We start from the raw sequence: 19,239 nt of genomic DNA, 5'->3' as shown, positions 1-19,239 counted from the left end.
TACGGGGGTGTAGCGGCGCTATCGGGGGGCGAAGTCGTAGTCATAGAACGATCTAGAGTGGCTGTAGCCGTATTTACGCGCCTTGCGTAAATCGACTTGATTGAGCACCACCCCGACAACCGGCACCTGATTTTGCTGCAGCATGGCGAGGCACTTCTGCACCTGGCTGATCGGCGTGCTCTCGGCCTTGACCACATAGATCACGGCGTCCGAATGCTTGGCCAGCAACAGCGCGTCGCTGACCATTTCGGCCGGCGGCGAATCGATGATGATGTGCCGGTAGCGTGTCTTCAGCGCCTGCAACATCAGGCCCATGCGCGGCGAACTGAGCAGATCCTGTGCGGGTGTCTGAGGCGTTACGCGACGCGAATGCTGTACCGGAGACAAGCGCGGAGGGTTGAACTGCTCGAGTGCAGCCATCGACAGCGTTCCGGCCGGCAGCATGTCGAGATTGCCCACGGTGCGGATGCAGTCCTCAAGCCGTGCGGTGCCAGCAATCACATTGGCCAGACCGGGATTTTCCGCAGGAAAGTCGAAGTTCAACGAGAGCGTCGGCTGGCGCATGTCGGCGTCGATCAACAGCACGCGTTCCAGCGAAGTAAGGGAGCAGGCCAGGTTGTTGGCGATGGTACTTTTGCCCTCACCGGCAACCGATGACGTGACCAGCACCACCTGCGAAGGCCCTTCGGCGCTTTGCAACATCAACCAGGTGCGCAGGTTGCGGATGGTCTCGGAGAAGCGCGGATGGTCGTTGTCTTCGAACAGGCGGGCCAGTTGCCGGCGGCTTTTCTTCACCACCAGCGGCACCACACTGAGCAGCGGCACATTGAGCTTGCTCTCGATGGTTTCATCGGTCTTGAACGTATTGCTCAGGGTTTCCAGCAAAAAGGCCAGCGCGATACCCATCACCATAGCGGCCACCGCGACGATCGCGACGATCAAGGTTTTGCGTGGTTTGCTGGGCTTCACGGGCACGATTGCCGAATCGACGATACGCGCCTTGGCGGAGTCCATGTCGGAGGTTGCGGTGGTTTCCTTCAAGCGGGTGACAAAGGTTTCGTACAGATCGCGGGTGCTGTCGACCTCGCGCTGGTATTCGCGCAATTGGAACTCTTTACGTGAAATATCCTGAATTTGCGCCTTGTTGCTGTTGAAGGATCTATTCATCGCGTCTTCGCTGGCCACCGCCAACTGGTACTGCCGCTCAATGCCGGCCACCACCTGTTGAACCTGTAGACGCAGGCTGTTGGTGGCGGCGCGCAATTCGGATTGGGCGGAAATCAGCGCCGGATGTTTCGGGCCATAACGCCCCGACAGGTCCTCGACCTTGGACTTCGCCTTGGCCAGATCAGCCTGGAATTGCTGGATCACCGGGTTGCTCATCACCGCCGGGACGCTGGACAGCCGACTGATGTCGCCATTGCTCAGCGCCTGTGCCTGGCGGTATTGGCTCTCCGCTTCGGCGCGGTTACGACGGGCATCGATCATCCGGTTGCCGGTCATCTGCAGTTCATTGGCGCTGATGGTGGCGACACCGTCGACATCCACCAAGCCTTGCGCTTCGCGATAGCCTTGAAGCGTGTTTTCGGCGGTGCGCAGATTGTTGCGCAACTCAACCAGGCGCACGTTCATCCAACTGGTGTTGTTTTGCGAAGACTTGAGGCTGATGTCCTGCTGACTGTCGATGAAACCTTGTGCCAACGCGTTGGCGGCCGCTGCGGCGAGGACCGGATCCGGCAGTTCCACGTCGACGTCGATGAGTTGACTCTTGCCGACGAATTTGACGTTGGTTGCCAGCATGAAGTTTTGCGTGACTTCATTGAATATATCGGATTCGGTGGGCGGCGGATTCGCCGCAAAGATACCGTCCATCCAGGGCAACCATTGACCAAGATTAAGCTCTGCCAGCCATTTGAGTGGCGTGAACCATGACTGCGGTTGCTGACGCGGATCGGTCAGCGGGTTGGTGCTGAGGGCAAGCTTTTTCACGACACGCTCGGCCAAATCCCGCGATTGCAGGAGCGCCTGTTGAGTTTGCAAATAGTCGGCAGTGGTCGATACCCCGGAATCCGTGCCCTGCTGAAAGGTCAATACGGGGGGTGTTTTTTCCTTGATCAGCAGGGTGGTGCTGCCGGTGTATTGGGGCGTAATGAAGCACAGCGCCACGACCGCCAGCACGCAACTGACCACTATCAGGCAGGTGATGTTCCACTTGGCGGCCCAGATGATCCGCCAGAGATGGAGCAAATCCAGGGTGTCCGACTCCTCACTGAGCTGCGGATGCAGGTGCGCCTGAAGCGGACGTTCGAAGCGGGTGCTGGGGCTATTGTCCATCATCAGAAAAAGCCTTGTGCAATGGAGATGGTGTCACCAGGGCGAATCACCGTGGTACCGGTAATGTCATCAGTCACGGGAGGGCCGCCAGCGCCGGGCAGGATGGTCACGCGCTTCATCGACGCGCGCTCGGTCAGACCGCCTCCCAGGGCAACGGCTTTTTCCAGGGTCAAGCCGGGCTCGAACGGATAGCTGCCGGGCCTTTGCACCTCGCCGTTGATGTAAAACGGACGGTATTCGATCTGGCTGAGGCTGACCTTGGGGTCAATCAGGTAGCCTTGCTTGAGGCCGTCGACAATTTTCTTCTCGACCTGATTCGGGGTCAGTCCCTTGGCGGAAATTTCACCGAGAAACGGATAAGAAAAGGTGCCGGCATCGTTGAGGCGGATCTTGTTGAAACTCAGGTCCGGTTCGCCGAACACGGTGATGCGCAATACGTCGCCGGCGGCGAGTCTGTAGTCGGTACCGGGCTCGGCGGCTTCAACGGTGGGAAGCAGCGACAGCAAGCACAACAGGCAAACAATGCGCGCGTTCATGGGTCAATCCTCTTACAGATGGACGTCGAAACTGACCTGGAGCACATGGCGGTTGAAGCCTTGGTTGTCGGCGTCGGAATCGTTGGTGCGGAATTGATAGCCAAGTCCGAGATCCAGCCAGCGACGCATCTCATACACCACCGCCAGGCTGTAGTCTTGAAGGTTGTCAGTGCGATTTTCACCTTCGTAGACATAGCGTCCTACGCCGACCTGGGCCACCGTGGTAATCCGCTCGGTCCAGCCATGACGCCAGCCAAATTGAGTAAAGGTTTCCTTCACGGCGTCGGACCCATCGTCACCTTCGGCCATGGCCTGACGGGCGAGAAAGGAGAAGGTCGAATACGTCCGCGGTTTCCACTGCAGATCCACTTGCCAAGTGGGGTTGTTCAAGTCTTTGGATTCGCTCTTGTCGAAGTTTTTGTGCTCAAAGCCGAGCCGCACTTTGCCGGTGGTGCGGGCGGTCATGTCCCATTCGGCACCTGCCAGCAGGGCATCGGATTTGCTGCTGCGCAGGCTATTGGATTGCAGGTAGTCAAAGCGGGTGTGGTTGTACTCCAGCAAACTACGGGTCTTGCTGCCGATACGGTGATACCAGGTCGTGGAAATACCGTCGGTATTGCGTTCTTTGTCGTCATTGATGCCATCGCTGTTGTCGTAGCGAAGTTGCTCATAATGGGCGCCGAAATCCAGTTGGTTGGCCGCGCTTCGGGCGCCGTAGGTATAAACGCCATTGACCCGTTTGCTGTCTACTTTGTCATTGATGCCCTTGACGGCGGTCGACGTGGTGTCTTCCCACTTGCGCGCCTGCAGTTCGAGTTTCAACCGTTGGCGGTCGGTGAACTCCATGATGCTGTCAGCGCGTAAATCCTGTGCGGTGTTCGAAGCGTCTGTGTGATCGTGATAAATGTAGCGCGTGGGTTCCCAGATAACGCGGGTCGCGCTATTGCGATCTTCGGCCTTGAGTTCGAAGGAGGGTGCCAGTTTGGTCACCCAAGAGGCCTGCACGTCGTGTTCGAGTTCGCGAAAGTTGTCATCGTAACTTTCTGCGAGCACAAACGCTGGAGTGAAGTCGAAGCCATAGACATCGATGGCTTGCCGATCCTGGCTCCAGGCCAATTCAGGATATAAAAAAACCATGATCAGGGTAACGGGGTAGCGAGACTGCAAGGGCATAGTCCTTGCTCCTGAATTAGTGTCTGTGCCAGGCCAGGGGAGTCAAACTCGGTTTTGAGCGGTTAGTTCGATAACTTACTGCCTATCGCCCACCGCTTTATGGACTGAGCTGAAGAGTGGCTCAGGCGTCTGGATCCAATGCGAGGGTTTGGCTGATAGGACATTGTCTACCTCAAGAAGTTGGCGAATGGACGCTTTCAGCTCGGCCACACTGCTGAAAACACCTTGATACTGTGCACGCCGTTCCAACTGCGCGAGCCAATCTTCCACGGCGTTCAGCCAAGAAGCACTGGTGGGGGCGACGTACAGTTTGAAACGCGAGTGCTGCTCCAGCCATTGTTTGATCGCCGGCGTTTTGTGCGCCGAGCTGTTGTCCAGAATCACATGGAGATTAAGCTCGGGGGACACAGCGCTGTCGATATGTTGAAAGAACGCCAACAGCGCTTGGGTCCGTCGACGTTGAGTGAGTTGACCGATGGCCTGACAGGTCAGGGTGTCAAAAGCGGTATACACGTTAGCGGGGAACGGCAACTTCGATTGGGTCCGATCCCTTGGCTGGACCGGTGTGTGTTCATTAATCGATAGCACGATAGCGTTATCGGGCGGCTTCAGATAAAGCCCAACGACGTCCACCAGCTTATCGGCAAAATGCGGATCGTTGCTGATCTTCAATGTCTTGCAATGGTGGGGCTTAAAGTCGGAAGCAGCCCAGGCTTGCCGCACTTGCCAAGCAGTAACGGCGGCATATTTGGCCATCAGGCGCACGCTCCAATGCGTTGCCTCACGCGGTACGCGTTGGGTGGTCAACGTCAGGATTTCCTTGACCTTCTGGCTACTCAGCTTGCGAGGCTGGCCACTTCGAGGCCGATCGTTCAAGCCCTCAAGACCCGCTTCCAAAAAACGTTTTCGCCATTTGAACACCACCGGCGGCGAGATATGAAGCTGATCGCAGACCTCTTTGGGCGTGAATCCATCCGCTAGCGTCAGCAGAATTCTGGCCCGCGGCCCAAGCCGTTTTGCCAGCGACTCCTGCTGGGTCCAGTCTTGCAGTGTGGCGTGATCAGAGGGCGTTAAAACAAATGGAGTGGCGGGCTTGGCCATACGCGTTCGTTCTCGCTGAGGTTGAAATCGAAGGGGGGCAATGGATCCGTCCGTCGACCTCAATCGGTGGTTAGATAAACTAACTACACGCACATAGTTCGCGTAAATACACGTCAGTTCAAAGCTGAAAATGGCAAAGCTAAACGCTTGAATGTCTGGGCGGACAGGGGGTAGGTGTTTCAGTTATGACTCACTCAATGTTGCGCACTGAGCAGGATCAAGATTGCCGTCGGCGGGCGGGAGCGGGCATAGCTACCGCACGGTATGCACTCGCAACCTTAGATGAACTTGTTACTTGTCGGCGCAAAAGCGGGGCGGCCGACAGATATCGGATTTCATTTTTTTGCACGACGAGAATAAGTTATCGACCACTATGGCTAAGCTGTCAAACGATAGTAGTCAAAAAAAATGCCTTTGATCAAATCGTGGAGTGCCATAGTGTCAATACGCTGTTTTGCGGGGAATTTTTTGTTTTGTCGGAGGCATGAAACTTTTTTTGATATATATGTTCAGGTGCTGCCTGGTTGAGCTCAATGTGATACCAGACTAACTCAAGTCCGTGATTGATGGGCGCCGTTGGGAATTAAAGGGCGACGCGCAGATCATTGTTGCTTCTCCACCTCTTCACGCTTTGCAGACGGTTTAGGTTAAGTAGTGGCACTTGAGTAGTTGCCAGACGACGTAGGTACTTGCTGCTGAGCGCACGCCGGGTCGATAAATGCCGGGGCCAAGTGAGCCAATGAATTCCTCGCGGAACCCACCGACTGTCCAACATCGAATAGCGCTTATGACCCTTATCGAGTGTCTTGAGACGGCGTTGGGCACCAAGGCCCAACGCAATTTTCTGCCCATGCAGGAGGGTGACGTGGTCAAGACCTGGGCGGATATCTCATCGCTTTCAGAGTGGATCGGCGTCAGCCCTCACGTGTCGGTCGAAGACGGCGTGAGGGCGTTCGTCAGTGGGTACCTGGATGTCTATCAAGCGTGAGGGCCGGCGTCGTCAACCAAAAAACCACCGGCCATTGTTCCTGCAACGCCTACTCTGCGGAGGCGCGGGGCATCCAGTTCAACAGGTGTTGTTTGTAATCGTAACTGGCGCCCTGGTAATAACTGATTGCACGAATCACCAGCGGATCGCTGTCAGTCACCCGACTCTCATGGCTGGCGCCCAGTGCCTGATCATGGCGGCGCAACAGTTTTTGCGGGCTGAGAATCGCCAGGTCAGTGCCGTCGAACAGGCCCAGGTGCTGGTAGTTACCAATCAACACCCGAGGCGGCAGGTTGTTCTCTTGCAACAGGTTGCGGCCAAAGAACGTCGATTGATAGCTCAGGTTCAACAGGCCGAGCAGGGTGGGTGCCAGATCGATCTGGCTGGCCAGTTGTGACGACTCCCGCGGTTCGATCATGCTCGGTGCATAGATGAACAAGGGGATCTGGTAGTTGGACACTGGCAGGTCTTCACGACCGGCGCTGCCTGCCGTATGGTCGGCGACGAACACGAAAATCGTGTTGTTGAACCAAGGCTTGCCACGGGCGTCATCGAGGAATTTGCCGATGGCAAAGTCGGTGTACTTCACCGCCCCGGTACGACCGGTGCCGGATTTGATGTCGATGCGACCATCCGGATAAGTGTAGGGACGGTGATTGGAAGTGGTCATGACTTGCAAGAAGAACGGCTTCTTGCTGGAAAAGTCAGTGTCGGCCAGGTTTAGGACCTGTTTGAACAAATCCTCGTCGGCCATGCCCCAAGCGTTTTTGAAGTGAATATCGGTTTCGGGGACGCTGCTTTGGTCGACGATCCGGTAGCCGTTGCCACTGAAGAACGCGTTCATGTTGTCGAAGTAGCCGCGACCGCCATAGGCAAACACGCTGTCATAACCCACGGCGTTCAATTGCTGGCCAAGGCTGCCGTAGCCGCTTTCACGACCAATGCGTTTGACGATCGAGCGCCCCGGCGTCGGCGGAATCGACAGGGTGATGGCTTCCAGACCACGGTCGGTACGGGTACCGGTGGCGTAGAAGTTGTTGAAGTACAGGCTTTGCTTGCGCAATACATCAAGATTGGGCGTCAGGTTCTTGGTGTTGCCGTTGCTGCCCAGGTACTCGGCGCTGAGACTTTCGATGGTGACGACAATGATATTCGGCGTACGCGGCGTGCCAGGGTTGGCTATGGTCCGGCGAATGTCCTGTGGGTCGGTGCCAACGAAGGTGGCGTTGGGTTCCTTCACGTCGGCGCGCAATTGAGTGGCGACTTCGGCGGCAGGCAGCGAGGCGTAAAACTGGGTGTAGTCCAGCTCGTTATTGCGGAAGGCCGCGAAAAACTGAAAAGGTCCGTTGCTCGCCAGTTCGTGTTGGTAGGCGTTGCCGCCTTCGCCGCGAGGGTAGTCCTGATCGATGAACTGCATGTTCAGCCCGGCGAGCACCAGCAGCACCAGCATCCCGGTCATGCGCTGCCGTGCGCGGGGCAACGGCGCGTTCAGCGCGGCCTTGGTCGGTTTGTACAGCGCCAGGCTCAGGACGATGGCGATCACTGCGAGAATGCTCAGCAGGGTGCCAATCGGGTACGACTCGAGAATGTTGTTCAGGACCTCCTTGGAGTACACCAGGTAGTCCACGGCGATAAAGTTGAAACGTACACCGAACTCATCCCAGAACAGCCACTCGGCAACGGCCACGAACAGCATCACGAAAATGCTGACCGTCATCACCCCTTGCAAAAACCACTTATGGCCGCGCGTGCGCCACAGAGCGGGCGGGCAGAACAGCAGGTAAAGGCTGATCGGTAACGCGGCATACACCAGGAACGCCAGGTCATAGACCATACCGATGCCGAACACGGTGGCGAAGCCGCCACCGGCTTCGTGCAAATGGCTGACCAGCAATACGCAGCGAGTGATCAGGAAAATCCCGAACCAGGTAGCGGTCAATAACAGCAAAAAGCGCATGGGCGCGAAGCGAGCGGCACGCATTATCAATTCCTTTACACAGCGACACCGATTCGTTCGATGTCAGAAAGGTCTCAAATAAAATATTTGAGGGCGAAGTGGGGCGAAGCGGTATTTAACAACGAAGAGGTCCGGTAACACACCACTGAACCGCCGAATTTGATGACATAAATGGTTACAGTTGTGTGCGCGAGAGGGTGTGCCAGTAACAGTTCATCGGGTGAAAATTACATCGCTCTGAGGACAATGCTTCTAACAGGGCCGTGCCTGTTAGCGTTTTGCGCAAGAGCATATCCACCTAGTATCCCCTTTTTTGTGTCAAAAAGATGTTGCGAGGGGGTAAAAACTTCTGGGCTGCCCAGTAACGGGTCAGTGCCTGACCCGTGTGTCGTGATGCATCAGTGCGGGGCGCTCATCAACTGGATCTGACACCCTGGCTGCGCGTCGTGCACCTGTAAGGTCATGTCATGCAGGCGTGCCACGGCGGCGACCATGCTCAAACCCAGGCCATTGCCGGGCGTTTGGCGGCTGGATTCGGAGCGATACAGGCGGCGAAACACCGCTTCGCGTTCGGGTTCCGGAATCCCGGGGCCGTTGTCACGCACACTCAGGCCGGGGCCATGGGCGGTCGCGATAACCGACAGCTGAATCTGTGCGTTGTCGGGAGAAAATTTGATCGCGTTATCCAGCAGGTTACACAGCGCATCGAACAGCATTTGCGCATCGCCTCGTAGCAGCGCCGGGGTGGATGTAGGGGTAAAGGTCAGGCTCATGCCGCGCTCTTCGGCCAGTGGTTCGAAAAACTCGGCGGCGTCGGCACCGATCAGATTCAGATCAATCTCGGAAAAGTTGCTGCGCCGGGCGCTGTCTTCGATTTCAGAAATGCGCAGCAGGGCGCGAAAGGTCTGTAGCAAGCCACGGGCTTCGATCAGTGCGGCGTCGATGGTCGAAGCGTAATCCTCTTCGCGTCGTTGCGCGCGCTCGAGCCCGGCAATCATGCGCGTCAGCGGGGTGCGCAAATCATGGGCGATGTCGTCGCAGACACCCTTGACCTCGCTCATCAGCCGTTCCAGTTCGTCGAGCATGGTGTTGACCACATTCGCCACCCGATCGATATCGTCTCGGTTGCCACGGGTGGGCAGACGCCCGCTGAGGTCGCCTTCGATGATTTTTTTGATCGAGGTGGTAAGGGTAGCCAGACGTCGTCGTGCCGATTGGCCAAGGATCACGGCACCGATCAGCCCGACAATCAGCAGCAGGCAGCCACCGGAAATCAGTGCGTTGACCAGCAGTTCGTCAAACTCACGAATGTCGCGCATGTCCTGCGCCACCAGCAGGGTCGTGCCGTCATCGTAGCGATGCACCATGAAGCGCACTGGGCGGCGGCGGCCTTCGGCCCGTTCCCAGCGGAACTCATCGGGCTTGTCGTAGGCCTTGAAGGGCGGCAAATCATGAATGGCCCCGGTAATGTAAGTGCCATTGGCATCGAACAATGCGTGGGGGAATCGGGCGTCGGCGTCCTGCAATTCGTGTTTGCGGATCTCCCGTTCCCGCACCTCTGGCGTCTGCTGGCTGCGGTTCTCTACCTGCCGGCCCAGGGCGGTGTCGGCCTCGGCGGTGAGATAGACTGCGGTTTGCCAGTAGATGTAGCCGAATAGCGCGAGAAACGAAAAACCGAACAGGCCGAGAAACATCAGGCCCGTGCGAAAACTGATGGTGCGCGGGATTTCACTCAGGTGCACGGAGAACATAGCCGGCTCCACGAATGGTGTGAATCATTTGCTCTTCGCCGTCGCTATCGATCTTGCGCCGCAGGCGACCGATATGCACTTCGATGACGTTGGTTCGCTCGTCGTAACTGTAGCTCCACACCGCTTCGAAAAGCATGGTCCGGGTCACCACCTGCCCGGCGTTGCGCATCAAGTGTTCGAGCAGCGCATACTCACGGGGCAACAAATCGACCACTCGATCGCCTCGGCGCACCGAGCGGTTCAACAGGTCAATGTCGAGATTGCCGACCTTCAGGCGGTTTTCTCGCTCCTGGGTGACCGGCGCAGTGCGGCGGCGGATCAACGCATCCAGCCGCGCGGTGAGCTCGATGAACTCGAAGGGTTTGGTCAAGTAATCGTCGCCGCCAGCACGCAATCCGCGAACGCGTTCATCCAGGGCGCTGAGGGCGCTGAGGATCAGCACCGGGGTGGCGATGCCCGCAGCGCGCATGGCAGTCAGCACGCCCAGACCGTCCACCGAACCGGGTAACATCCGGTCCAGCACGACGAGGTCGAAGCGGTCGCTGAAAGCGTGCAGCAAGCCTTCGCGGCCGTTGTCGACGGAGGTGACGTCGAAGCCGTGATCGTGCAACGCTGCCTTGATTTCTTTGGCTGTGGACGTATCGTCTTCGACAATGAGTACATGGGTCATGGACGTAAGGCCGTTCTCTGGAGAAGGGGGCAGGGTGTGCATACATACCCTGTCATGCTAGGCATAGTGTGCCAATGTGCAGTGAACGGGAAGGTCGCGCCAACATGAAAAAAAGTTTAACTGATCTGCCGTGGAGGCTGATGTGCGGATCCTGGTAATTGAAGACGATGCCCGCGCGGCAGCGTATCTGGTGCGAGGTTTGAATGAAAGCGGGCACGTCACCGATGCGGCGCAGGAAGGGCATTCAGGGCTGGCCATGGCGCTGGAGGGCATTTACGACGCATTGATCGTCGACCGCCGCCTGCCGGGCATCGATGGCCTGACGCTGGTGCGCAGCCTGCGTGAACACGGGTTGCGCACGCCGGTGTTGATGCTCAGCGCCCTGGCGTCCACTGAGCACCGGGTCGAAGGCTTGCGCGCGGGCTGCGACGATTACCTGGCCAAGCCGTATGCGTTCGTTGAGGTGCTGGCCCGTCTCGATGCCTTGCTGCGCACGGCGGATCGCCCGGCGGATTCGGCGCAGAGTTTAAAAGCCGGTGAGCTGCTGCTCGATTGCGCCTCGCGCACGGTAACGCGTCAGGGCAAAAGCATTGTGCTGCAACATCGGGAGTCGTTGATCCTGGCCAAACTCATGCGCCACGCCGGGCAGGTGGTGACCCGTGACATGTTGCTGGAGAGCGCCTGGGATTATGAATTCGACCCCAACGACAACGTGATTGATAAACACATCTATCGCTTGCGGCGCAAACTGGACGAGGGCTTCGAGCGGTCGTTGATTCGGACCGTGGCGGGGGCGGGGTATTTGCTGGAGACCGGTTTTTAAGTCCGGGTTCAGCAGTGAATTGAAAGCCGATTCGCAGGCAAGCCTGCACCCACAGGTTTGGAGTCGCTCATAAAATTGAGCCGGACATCAATTCATTGTGCAGGCTGTGTGGGAACCAACGTGTTGGCGAAGGCGTCCTGCAGATACCCCGATTCGCTATCTAAACAAATGTTTATCTTCAGAGGAACGCAGTGACAGTCGCTGCTGGTTATCGTCAGGCCATTCGTGGGATATCCCACCGGGTTACGGGAAAATCAGCAGATGTCAGTCGCGACGATACCTTGGACTTTTTTGCAGCGCCTGACGTTTGCCAGCGGCTTGCTGCTTGGCGGATGTTCGTTGGTGCCTGCTTACCATCAGCCGCAAACACCGCTGGCGCCGGCCTGGGACAACGCCCAGGGTCAAGCAACGGCAGCCTCCGGTGGGCCGTGGTGGGAAGAGTTTCACAGTCCGGAACTCAATGCGCTGGTGACCCAGGGCCTGACCCGCAATTACAGCCTGCAGGCCGCAAAAAGCCGCATCGATGAGGCCCAGGCCCAGGCACAAGTGGTCGGCGCCGCGCAGTACCCCTTGCTGTCGATTGGCGGCAACTTCCAGCGCGAGAACAACTACGGCACCACAGAAAAACGCAGTGTGTTCGCCGACGCCAGTTACGAGGTGGATTTCTGGGGCAAACAACGCGCAGCGGGCGACGCTTCCACGGCCTTGGCCCATGCCACGGCTTTCGACGCCCAGACCCTGCGCATGACCCTTGGCGCCACCATCGCCACCTCGTACTTCCAGGTACTGTCGCTGAACGACCGGCTGCGTCTGGCGCAGTCGATTGTCGATGACGCGCAGCAAGTGCTGGACCTGGTGCAGGTCCAGGCGGCGCAAGGGGCGGTCTCCAGCCTGGAAGTGGAACAGCAGCGCAACGCCCTGCAAACCTTCCAGGCCGCCATGCCGCCGTTGCGTCAACAGCGTGATGCTGCGCTGTATCAACTGGCGGTGCTGGTCGGCGTCTCGCCGCAAGGGTTTCACATTACTCAGACCGGGCTTGGCGATCTCGCCGTGCCAGCGCCGAGTACCGGTTTACCCATCGGCCTGCTGCGCCAGCGGCCGGACATCGAGGCCGCCGAAGCACGCCTGAAATCAGCCAATTTCGACGTCGGCGTGGCACGCGCGGCGTTTCTGCCCAACCTGTCACTGGACCTGCAAAGCGGTATCGACACCTTGGCCGGCGGCGGTATCTGGAGCCTGATCGGCAACCTCAGCCAGCCGGTATTTGCCGGCGGACAGCTCAAGGGGCAATTGCATTTCGATCAGGCCCAGGTGCAGGAACTCACCGCCAACTACCGCGAGTCGGTGATCGAAGCGGTGCAGGACGTGCAAACCCAACTCAGCGCCGGCCATGAACTGGACCAGGCCTACAGCCTGAATCAGGCCGCCGTCACCTCGGCCCGCGAGTCTGCCCGGTTGGCGCAGGTGCGCTACCGCTTGGGTTCCACCGATTTCCAGACCTTGCTGATCGTTGAGCGCACCCAGTATCAGGCCGAAGACAGCCTGCTCCAGGTGCGTCTGCAACACCTGCAAGCTGCCGTCGGCCTGTTCCGCGCCTTGGGCGGGGACTTCACCCCGGCCAACATCGCCGCCAACGCCGCGCCATCCAATTCTTCCACTGTTCAGGCCACCCACTCATGACTCAGGTGCACTCTGTTTCTTCTCGTCGTCGCTTGCGGATTGCCGCACTGGTCGGTGTATTGGCCGTGGCAGTGGTCGCTCGCCAGTTCTGGCCCAATCGGGCGCAGGCAGCGCCCAGTGCACCGACTGATGCCGCGGTGCCGGTAACCATGCAACAGGTCAAACAACAGGACCTGCCGATCTGGCTCGACCAGATTGGTAACGTGCAGCCGCTGAACACCGTCAACGTCCGGGTGCGGGTCGACGGTGAATTGCAGAAAGTGCTGTTCACCGAAGGGCAGATGGTCACCGCAGGCAGCCAATTGGCGCAGATCGACCCACGGGTTTATCAGGCCCAGGTGGCGCAGGCGCAAGCCATGGTGGCCAAGGATCAAGCGCAGTTGGCCAACCTGAAAATCAATCTGGAGCGGGCCACTAAACTCGCTGACGCCAAGGCCGGACCGACTCAAGACGTCGACACTTTCCGCGCGCAACTGGCGGCCGAGCAAGCCACGGTGCAGGCAGATCAGGCGGCGCTGGACAATGCGCGCCTGCAATTGAGCTTCACCAACGTCACCGCGCCGCTGACCGGGCGCACCGGCCAGCGTCTGCTGGATGTCGGCTCCATTGCCCACGGCGCAGAAGCCACCGGGTTGGTGACCATCACCCAGATGAACCCGATTACCGTGGCGTTTGCGGTCTCGCAGGACAACCTGGCGGAAATCCTTCGGGAAAACGCCAACCAACCGTTGCAGGTGATGGCCATGAGTCGCGACGGTCAACAACAGATCGCCAGCGGTAAGCTCAGCTTTATTGATAGCCAGGTGTCCGCCGCCAGCGGCGAGATTCAGCTCAAGGCGCAATTCACTAACGACAATGGGCAACTGTGGCCGGGTGAACTGGTCAGTGCCCGGTTGCTGTTGCACACCCAACACAATGCCGCAGTGATTCCAGCGACGGCGGTGCAAGAAGGGCAAAAGGGGGCGTACGTGTACGTGGTCAAGGCCGACCAGACGGTCGAGCCGCGTCAAGTCGATGCCGCATCGGTGGTCGCCGGCCAGCAGTGGATTCGTGACGGCCTGGTGCCAGGCGAAACCGTGGTGGTGCAGGGGCAGTCGCGAATCGCGCCGGGCATGCGGGTATCTGCGGTCAACACTGAGGTGGCCACTGTCCAGGCCGCCAGCAACCCACAGGTGAGCCGATGAACGCCTTAGCAGGTCTGATTCAACGCCGTGTCGGCCTGTGCCTGTTGGCGCTGGGCGTCATGCTGGTCGGCACGTTCGCCTATTTTCATCTGCCGGTAGCGTCCCTGCCGACGGTGGACTTCCCTACGATTCAGGTCACGGCCGTACTGTCTGGCGCCAGCGCCGATACCATGGCCAGTTCGGTGGCGACGCCCCTGGAGCGGGCCTTTGCCGCCGTGCCGCAAGTCACCCAGATGACCTCCAGCAGTGCTGCCGGTAAAACCCAGATCGTGTTGCAGTTCGACCTCAATCGCAACATCGACGGTGCGGCGGAGGACGTACAGACCGCGATCAACGCCGCCAGCGCCAACCTGCCGAAAACCATGACCAGCACGCCGACCTTCAACAAGGTCAACCCGGCGGAGTTCACGGTATTGTCGTTGGCCCTGACCTCACCCACCCGCACCCTGCACGAATTGAACGTGTATGCCGACAACTACCTGGGGCAGCAGCTCTCGCAAATGTCCGGTGTCGGTCTGGTGGACTTCCATGGCCAGCAAAAACCGGCGGTGCGGGTGCAGATCGACCCGGATGCACTGGCGGCGCGCGGCCTGACGCTGGAAGAGGTGCGCAGCGTGATTGCCTCTAGCACCCTCGACCAACCGAAAGGCAGCCTCGACGGTCAATACCGCACCATCACCTTGGGCGCGACTGATCAGTTGCTCGACCCCAAGGGCTATCGCGACCAAGTGGTGGCGTACAAAAACGGCGTGCCGATCAAACTGGGTGACCTGGGCAAGGTGATCGACGGCGCCGAAGACACCGAGCAAGCCGCTGCCATTCAGGGTGAGCCAGGGATCATCGTCGACATTCACAAGCAACCCGGCTTCAACGTGCTGGCGACCATCGCCAACATCAAGGCCAAGCTGCCGGTGCTGACGGCGTCGTTGCCGCGTGACGTTAATGTGCAAGTGGCGGGCGACCGCACGCAAACCATCGAAGCCTCGGTGAATGACGTGCAGTTCACCCTGCTGCTGTCCATCGGCCTGGTGGTCATCGTGATTTTCGTGTTCTTGCGCAAAGCCACCGCGACCTTGATCCCGGCCATGACCATCCCGCTGTCACTGGTGGGCACCTTCGCCGTGATGTACCTGCTGGGCTACAGCCTCGATAACCTGTCGATCATGGGCCTGGCGATTGCCGTGGGCTTCGTGGTCGATGACGCCATCGTGGTCATGGAAAACATCGTGCGCCACCTGGAGATGGGCAAGTCGAAATTGCAGGCGGCGGTGGACGGCCTGCGCGAAGTCGGCTTTACCATCGTCTCGATGACCATTTCGCTGATCGCCGTATTTTTGCCGATCCTGTTGATGGGCGGCATTGTCGGACGCTTGATGCGTGAGTTCGCGGTGACCGTCAGCGTGGCGATTCTGATGTCGTGCCTGGTGTCGCTGACGGTCACGCCGATGCTCTGCGCTTGGCTACTCAAGCATGAGGGTGAAGCCAAAACCGAGGAGGGGCGTTTCGCGCAGCTGTGTGAAAAGGGCTTCGACGGCATTCTCAACGGCTATCGTCGCAGCCTGGATTGGGTGCTCGGCCATCAACGCCTGACCCTCGCCGTCGCGATGGCGACCTTTGTTGCCACGGCCGCGCTGTATGTCGACATCCCAAAGGGGTTCTTTCCGCAGCAGGACAACGGCTTGATTCAAGGCGTGGCCGAAGCCGCGTCGGACATTTCGCCGAAAGCCATGCGTGATCAAGTGGCGCAACTGGCGAATATCCTGCAGCAGGACCCGGCGGTGGGCAAGGTGTACTACTGGATCGGCGCGAACCCGACCGTCAGTCAAGCCAAAGTGATGATCAACCTGAAGCCGTTTGCCGAGCGTACCGCCTCGGCCCAGCAAGTGATTGCGCGTTTGATGCCACAGCTGGACAAGGTGCCCGCGATCAAGATGTTCATGCAGGCGAACCAGGACGTCCAGATCGGCGGCCGGGCCAGCAAGACTCAATACCAATACACGTTGCAAGACCCGAATGGCCTCGAATTGGACCATTGGAGCGGGGTGCTGCTGGACAAGCTCAAACACCTGCCGCAGTTGCAACACGTGACCTCTGACCAGCAGCACGCCACGCCTCAGGTGACACTGGAGATCGATCGAGCCACCGCGGCGCGCCTGGGGGTCAGTGTGCAAGTCATTGACGACGTGCTGTACGACGCCTTTGGTCAGCGGCAAGTCGCGACCATGTTTACCGCGCTGGACCAGAATCACGTCATCTTGGAGGTGGACCCGCGCTGGCAGTTGTCGATCGAAACCCTCGGCCACTTATATGCGCGGTCCACGTCCGGGGCGATGGTGCCCTTGAACCTGTTGGCGAGCCTGAAGACCGAGCAGGTGCCAATCGTCATCAACCACCAGGGGATTTTCCCGGCGATTACCCTGTCGTTCGACCTCGCTCCTGGGCATGCCTTGAGCGAAGCAGTGAACGCGGTGCAAAAAACGTCGTTGGCAATCGGCCTGCCGGACAGCGTGCAAGGCAGCTTCCAGGGCACCGCGCAGGCGTTCCAGGACTCGCTGAAATCCCAGCCGTGGCTGATCCTCGCGGCGATTATCACGGTGTATATCGTGCTCGGCGTGTTGTATGAAAATGCCATCCACCCGTTGACCATCATCTCGACCTTGCCCTCGGCTGGATTCGGTGCGCTGCTGGCACTGATCCTCTGCGGACAAGACCTGTCGGTGCTGGGCATGATCGGCATCATCCTGCTGATCGGCATCGTCAAGAAGAACGCGATCATGATCGTCGACTTCACCCTGGTGGCGGAACAGCAGGGGATGTCTCCCCGCGATGCGGTGCGAGAAGCCTGCCTGCTGCGCCTGCGACCGATCCTGATGACTTCGCTGGCGGCCTTGCTCGGTGCCGTACCATTGGCCTTCGGGCATGGCGCGGGCTCCGAATTGCGCCAGCCATTGGGCATCGCCATCGTCGGTGGCTTGCTGGTGTCGCAAATCTTGACGCTGTACACCACGCCGGTGGTTTATCTGTGGTTTAACCGGTTGCGTGGGAAGAAGCGGGTTGCGGCAGTGCCGGTTCACGCTTGAGGCTGGGAGCGCGTCAAGCAACTCTCCCTGTAGGAGCGAACTTGTTCGCGAGGCGGTATGCCTGACACACCGCATTAAGCCCCCTCGCTAACAAGTTAGCTCCTACAGAATTGAGGCATCCTCATATTCTGATAAAGCCACAAACGCCCCGCTGTGAAGCAAGGCCGCACCCGTTTGGGGCCTTGTTACCCAGCCCTGTGGCAAACGGTAGCGCAATGCTGCCACTGTGATCGGTTCCAGCACAATTTCCCTCTTGCACTAGGCTATTGATCTAAATCAGGTTTTTCCGCGTCCGTTTCCGGCCTGGGGTCTGTGGCACACTTTCTGCTCTCTATTCCGTTGTTACATACCTTGTTCCGCTATAGCGGAATTTAAAATCACGGCGGAGTTCATGTCATGCATCGCGGACCTTCCTTTTTGAAAGCTTGTGCGTTTGTTCTTGCGGCTACGGCCACGCTGGTTAACTCGGTGCAGGCTGCCGACAGCAAGCTCGATAGCGTGTTGCAGCGCGGTCACCTGGTGGTTGGTACCGGCAGCACCAACGCGCCTTGGCACTTCCAGGGTGCCGACGGCAAGTTGCAGGGCTTCGATATCGATATCGGAAAGATGATCGCCAAAGGTCTGTTCAACGACCCGACCAAAGTTGAGTTCGTGGTGCAGTCGTCCGATGCGCGGATTCCCAACCTGCTGACCGACAAAGTCGACATCAGTTGCCAGTTCATCACCGTCACCGCCAGCCGTGCGCAGCAAGTGGCGTTCACCCTGCCGTACTACCGCGAAGGCGTGGCGCTGTTGTTGCCAGCCAACAGCAAGTACAAGGAAATCGACGACCTGAAAGCCGCCGGCAGCGGCGTGACCGTGGCCGTGCTGCAGAACGTTTACGCCGAAGAACTGGTGCACCAGGCGTTGCCTAAAGCCAAGGTCGATCAGTACGACAGCGTTGATCTGATGTACCAGGCGATCAACTCCGGTCGTGCCGATGCGGGTGCCACCGATCAGTCCTCTGTGAAATACCTGATGGTGCAGAACCCAGGCCGCTACCGCTCGCCGAACTTCGCCTGGAGTCCGCAGACCTACGCGTGCGCTGTCAAACGTGGCGATCAGGACTGGCTGAACTTCGTCAACACCGTGCTGCATGAAGCCATGACCGGCGTTGAGTTCCCGACCTATGCCGCGTCGTTCAAGCAATGGTTCGGTGTTGATCTGCCGACCCCGGAAATTGGTTTCCCTGTCGAATTCAAATGACTCGGTGAGAGCGGGGCAGTGAAACGCTGCCCTGTTCCAGGTACTGCTGAACATGAACTATCAGTTGAATTTTGCAGCGGTGTGGCGGGACTTTCCTGCGTTGCTTTCGGGCCTGGGTCTAGGCCTTGAGCTGGCGCTGATCTCGATTGCGATTGGCTGCGTGATCGGGCTGATGACGGCGTTTGCGCTGTTGTCGAAATACCCGGTTCTGCGTGTGGTCGCGTCGGTCTACGTGACGGTGATCCGCAACACGCCGATTCTGGTGTTGATCCTGTTGATTTACTTTGCGTTGCCGAGCCTCGGCATTCGCATGGACAAGCTGCCGTCGTTCATCGTCACCCTGTCGTTGTACGCCGGTGCTTACCTGACCGAAGTGTTCCGCGCCGGCCTGTTGAGCATTCACAAGGGCCAGCGTGAAGCCGGTCTGGCGATTGGTTTGGGCGAATGGCAAGTGCGCGCGTACATCATCGTGCCGGTGATGATCCGCAACGTGCTGCCGGCGCTCTCCAACAATTTCATCTCGCTGTTCAAGGACACCTCGCTGGCGGCGGCGATTGCCGTGCCGGAGCTGACCTATTACGCGCGCAAGATCAACGTCGAAAGCTACCGGGTGATCGAAACCTGGCTGGTGACCACGGCGCTGTACGTTGCGGCCTGTTATCTCATTGCCATGCTCTTGCGCTACCTCGAGCAGCGCTTGGCCATTCGCCGCTAGGA

At 58.8% G+C, this 19,239-nt stretch carries 14 protein-coding genes; 7 read left to right on the top strand and 7 right to left on the bottom strand.

Features of this window, described 5'->3' with window-relative positions:
* Positions 1-18 precede the first annotated feature (18 nt).
* The 4 genes from ACF0H7_RS18150 to ACF0H7_RS18135 form a co-directional block, all read right to left on the bottom strand.
* Positions 19-2,334 (bottom strand): GumC family protein, encoded by a 2,316-nt coding sequence (locus ACF0H7_RS18150; RefSeq protein WP_397453938.1) that lies wholly within the window; start codon positions 2,332-2,334, stop codon positions 19-21.
* Between the two features lie 2 nt (positions 2,335-2,336).
* Positions 2,337-2,870: a polysaccharide biosynthesis/export family protein gene (locus ACF0H7_RS18145; protein ID WP_397448280.1), complete on the bottom strand. Its 534-nt coding sequence runs from the start codon at positions 2,868-2,870 to the stop codon at positions 2,337-2,339.
* A 12-nt stretch (positions 2,871-2,882) separates the two neighbouring features.
* Entirely contained in the window at positions 2,883-4,043 is a 1,161-nt protein-coding gene (locus ACF0H7_RS18140) for an outer membrane beta-barrel protein (RefSeq protein WP_397448279.1), read from the bottom strand.
* A 75-nt stretch (positions 4,044-4,118) separates the two neighbouring features.
* Positions 4,119-5,144, bottom strand: a complete 1,026-nt coding sequence (locus ACF0H7_RS18135; RefSeq protein ID WP_397448278.1) for an IS630 family transposase — start codon at positions 5,142-5,144, stop codon at positions 4,119-4,121.
* Positions 5,145-5,931: 787 nt separating this feature from the next.
* Here ACF0H7_RS18135 and ACF0H7_RS18130 point away from each other — a divergent pair.
* The gene (locus ACF0H7_RS18130; RefSeq protein WP_397448277.1) at positions 5,932-6,132 is read left to right on the top strand and encodes a hypothetical protein; all 201 of its coding nucleotides are present in this window, start codon (positions 5,932-5,934) and stop codon (positions 6,130-6,132) included.
* 49 nt (positions 6,133-6,181) lie between these two features.
* Here ACF0H7_RS18130 and ACF0H7_RS18125 read toward each other — a convergent pair whose 3' ends face one another.
* From ACF0H7_RS18125 to ACF0H7_RS18115, 3 genes are all read right to left on the bottom strand, one after another.
* Complete coding sequence (locus ACF0H7_RS18125; RefSeq protein WP_397448276.1) at positions 6,182-8,113, bottom strand: LTA synthase family protein; 1,932 nt, start codon at positions 8,111-8,113, stop codon at positions 6,182-6,184.
* Positions 8,114-8,487: 374 nt separating this feature from the next.
* A complete protein-coding gene (locus ACF0H7_RS18120; protein WP_397448275.1) occupies positions 8,488-9,840 on the bottom strand; it encodes a sensor histidine kinase in 1,353 nt (450 codons plus the stop codon).
* Positions 9,818-10,510: a response regulator transcription factor gene (locus ACF0H7_RS18115; RefSeq protein ID WP_397453937.1), complete on the bottom strand. Its 693-nt coding sequence runs from the start codon at positions 10,508-10,510 to the stop codon at positions 9,818-9,820. The genes ACF0H7_RS18120 and ACF0H7_RS18115 overlap by 23 nt, the downstream gene beginning before the upstream one ends.
* Positions 10,511-10,652: 142 nt before the next feature.
* On the opposite strand from ACF0H7_RS18115, the gene ACF0H7_RS18110 reads away from it, so the two are divergent.
* From ACF0H7_RS18110 to ACF0H7_RS18085, 6 genes are all read left to right on the top strand, one after another.
* Positions 10,653-11,333: a response regulator transcription factor gene (locus tag ACF0H7_RS18110; protein ID WP_397448274.1), complete on the top strand. Its 681-nt coding sequence runs from the start codon at positions 10,653-10,655 to the stop codon at positions 11,331-11,333.
* A 261-nt stretch (positions 11,334-11,594) separates the two neighbouring features.
* A complete protein-coding gene (locus ACF0H7_RS18105) occupies positions 11,595-13,013 on the top strand; it encodes an efflux transporter outer membrane subunit (protein WP_397448273.1) in 1,419 nt (472 codons plus the stop codon).
* Entirely contained in the window at positions 13,010-14,197 is a 1,188-nt protein-coding gene (locus ACF0H7_RS18100) for an efflux RND transporter periplasmic adaptor subunit (protein WP_397448272.1), read from the top strand. Before ACF0H7_RS18105 ends, ACF0H7_RS18100 begins: the two co-directional genes overlap by 4 nt.
* Positions 14,194-17,277, top strand: a complete 3,084-nt coding sequence (locus ACF0H7_RS18095; protein WP_397448271.1) for an efflux RND transporter permease subunit — start codon at positions 14,194-14,196, stop codon at positions 17,275-17,277. Before ACF0H7_RS18100 ends, ACF0H7_RS18095 begins: the two co-directional genes overlap by 4 nt.
* A gap of 396 nt (positions 17,278-17,673) precedes the next feature.
* Entirely contained in the window at positions 17,674-18,522 is an 849-nt protein-coding gene (locus ACF0H7_RS18090; protein ID WP_397448270.1) for a transporter substrate-binding domain-containing protein, read from the top strand.
* 52 nt (positions 18,523-18,574) lie between these two features.
* On the top strand, positions 18,575-19,237 hold the full coding sequence (locus tag ACF0H7_RS18085; RefSeq protein WP_397448269.1) for an amino acid ABC transporter permease: 663 nt from the start codon (positions 18,575-18,577) through the stop codon (positions 19,235-19,237).
* The last annotated feature ends 2 nt before the right edge of the window (positions 19,238-19,239 follow it).

The organism is Pseudomonas sp. NA-150, from assembly GCF_044336365.1.
Classification (GTDB): Bacteria; Pseudomonadota; Gammaproteobacteria; order Pseudomonadales; family Pseudomonadaceae; genus Aquipseudomonas.
Note: the sequence above shows the minus strand (reverse complement) of the source record. Positions and strands in the feature narration are given on the sequence as shown.

Excerpts from the sequence above, each read along its gene's own strand:
- ACF0H7_RS18150 (WP_397453938.1), bottom strand. The coding sequence starts at position 2,334 with ATGGACAATAGCCCCAGCACCCGCTTCGAACGTCCGCTTCAGGCGCAC.
- ACF0H7_RS18145 (WP_397448280.1), bottom strand. The coding sequence starts at position 2,870 with ATGAACGCGCGCATTGTTTGCCTGTTGTGCTTGCTGTCGCTGCTTCCC.
- ACF0H7_RS18140 (WP_397448279.1), bottom strand. The coding sequence starts at position 4,043 with ATGCCCTTGCAGTCTCGCTACCCCGTTACCCTGATCATGGTTTTTTTA.
- ACF0H7_RS18135 (WP_397448278.1), bottom strand. The coding sequence starts at position 5,144 with ATGGCCAAGCCCGCCACTCCATTTGTTTTAACGCCCTCTGATCACGCC.
- ACF0H7_RS18130 (WP_397448277.1), top strand. The coding sequence starts at position 5,932 with ATGACCCTTATCGAGTGTCTTGAGACGGCGTTGGGCACCAAGGCCCAA.
- ACF0H7_RS18125 (WP_397448276.1), bottom strand. The coding sequence starts at position 8,113 with ATGCGTGCCGCTCGCTTCGCGCCCATGCGCTTTTTGCTGTTATTGACC.
- ACF0H7_RS18120 (WP_397448275.1), bottom strand. The coding sequence starts at position 9,840 with ATGTTCTCCGTGCACCTGAGTGAAATCCCGCGCACCATCAGTTTTCGC.
- ACF0H7_RS18115 (WP_397453937.1), bottom strand. The coding sequence starts at position 10,510 with ATGACCCATGTACTCATTGTCGAAGACGATACGTCCACAGCCAAAGAA.
- ACF0H7_RS18105 (WP_397448273.1), top strand. The coding sequence starts at position 11,595 with ATGTCAGTCGCGACGATACCTTGGACTTTTTTGCAGCGCCTGACGTTT.
- ACF0H7_RS18100 (WP_397448272.1), top strand. The coding sequence starts at position 13,010 with ATGACTCAGGTGCACTCTGTTTCTTCTCGTCGTCGCTTGCGGATTGCC.
- ACF0H7_RS18095 (WP_397448271.1), top strand. The coding sequence starts at position 14,194 with ATGAACGCCTTAGCAGGTCTGATTCAACGCCGTGTCGGCCTGTGCCTG.
- ACF0H7_RS18090 (WP_397448270.1), top strand. The coding sequence starts at position 17,674 with ATGCATCGCGGACCTTCCTTTTTGAAAGCTTGTGCGTTTGTTCTTGCG.
- ACF0H7_RS18085 (WP_397448269.1), top strand. The coding sequence starts at position 18,575 with ATGAACTATCAGTTGAATTTTGCAGCGGTGTGGCGGGACTTTCCTGCG.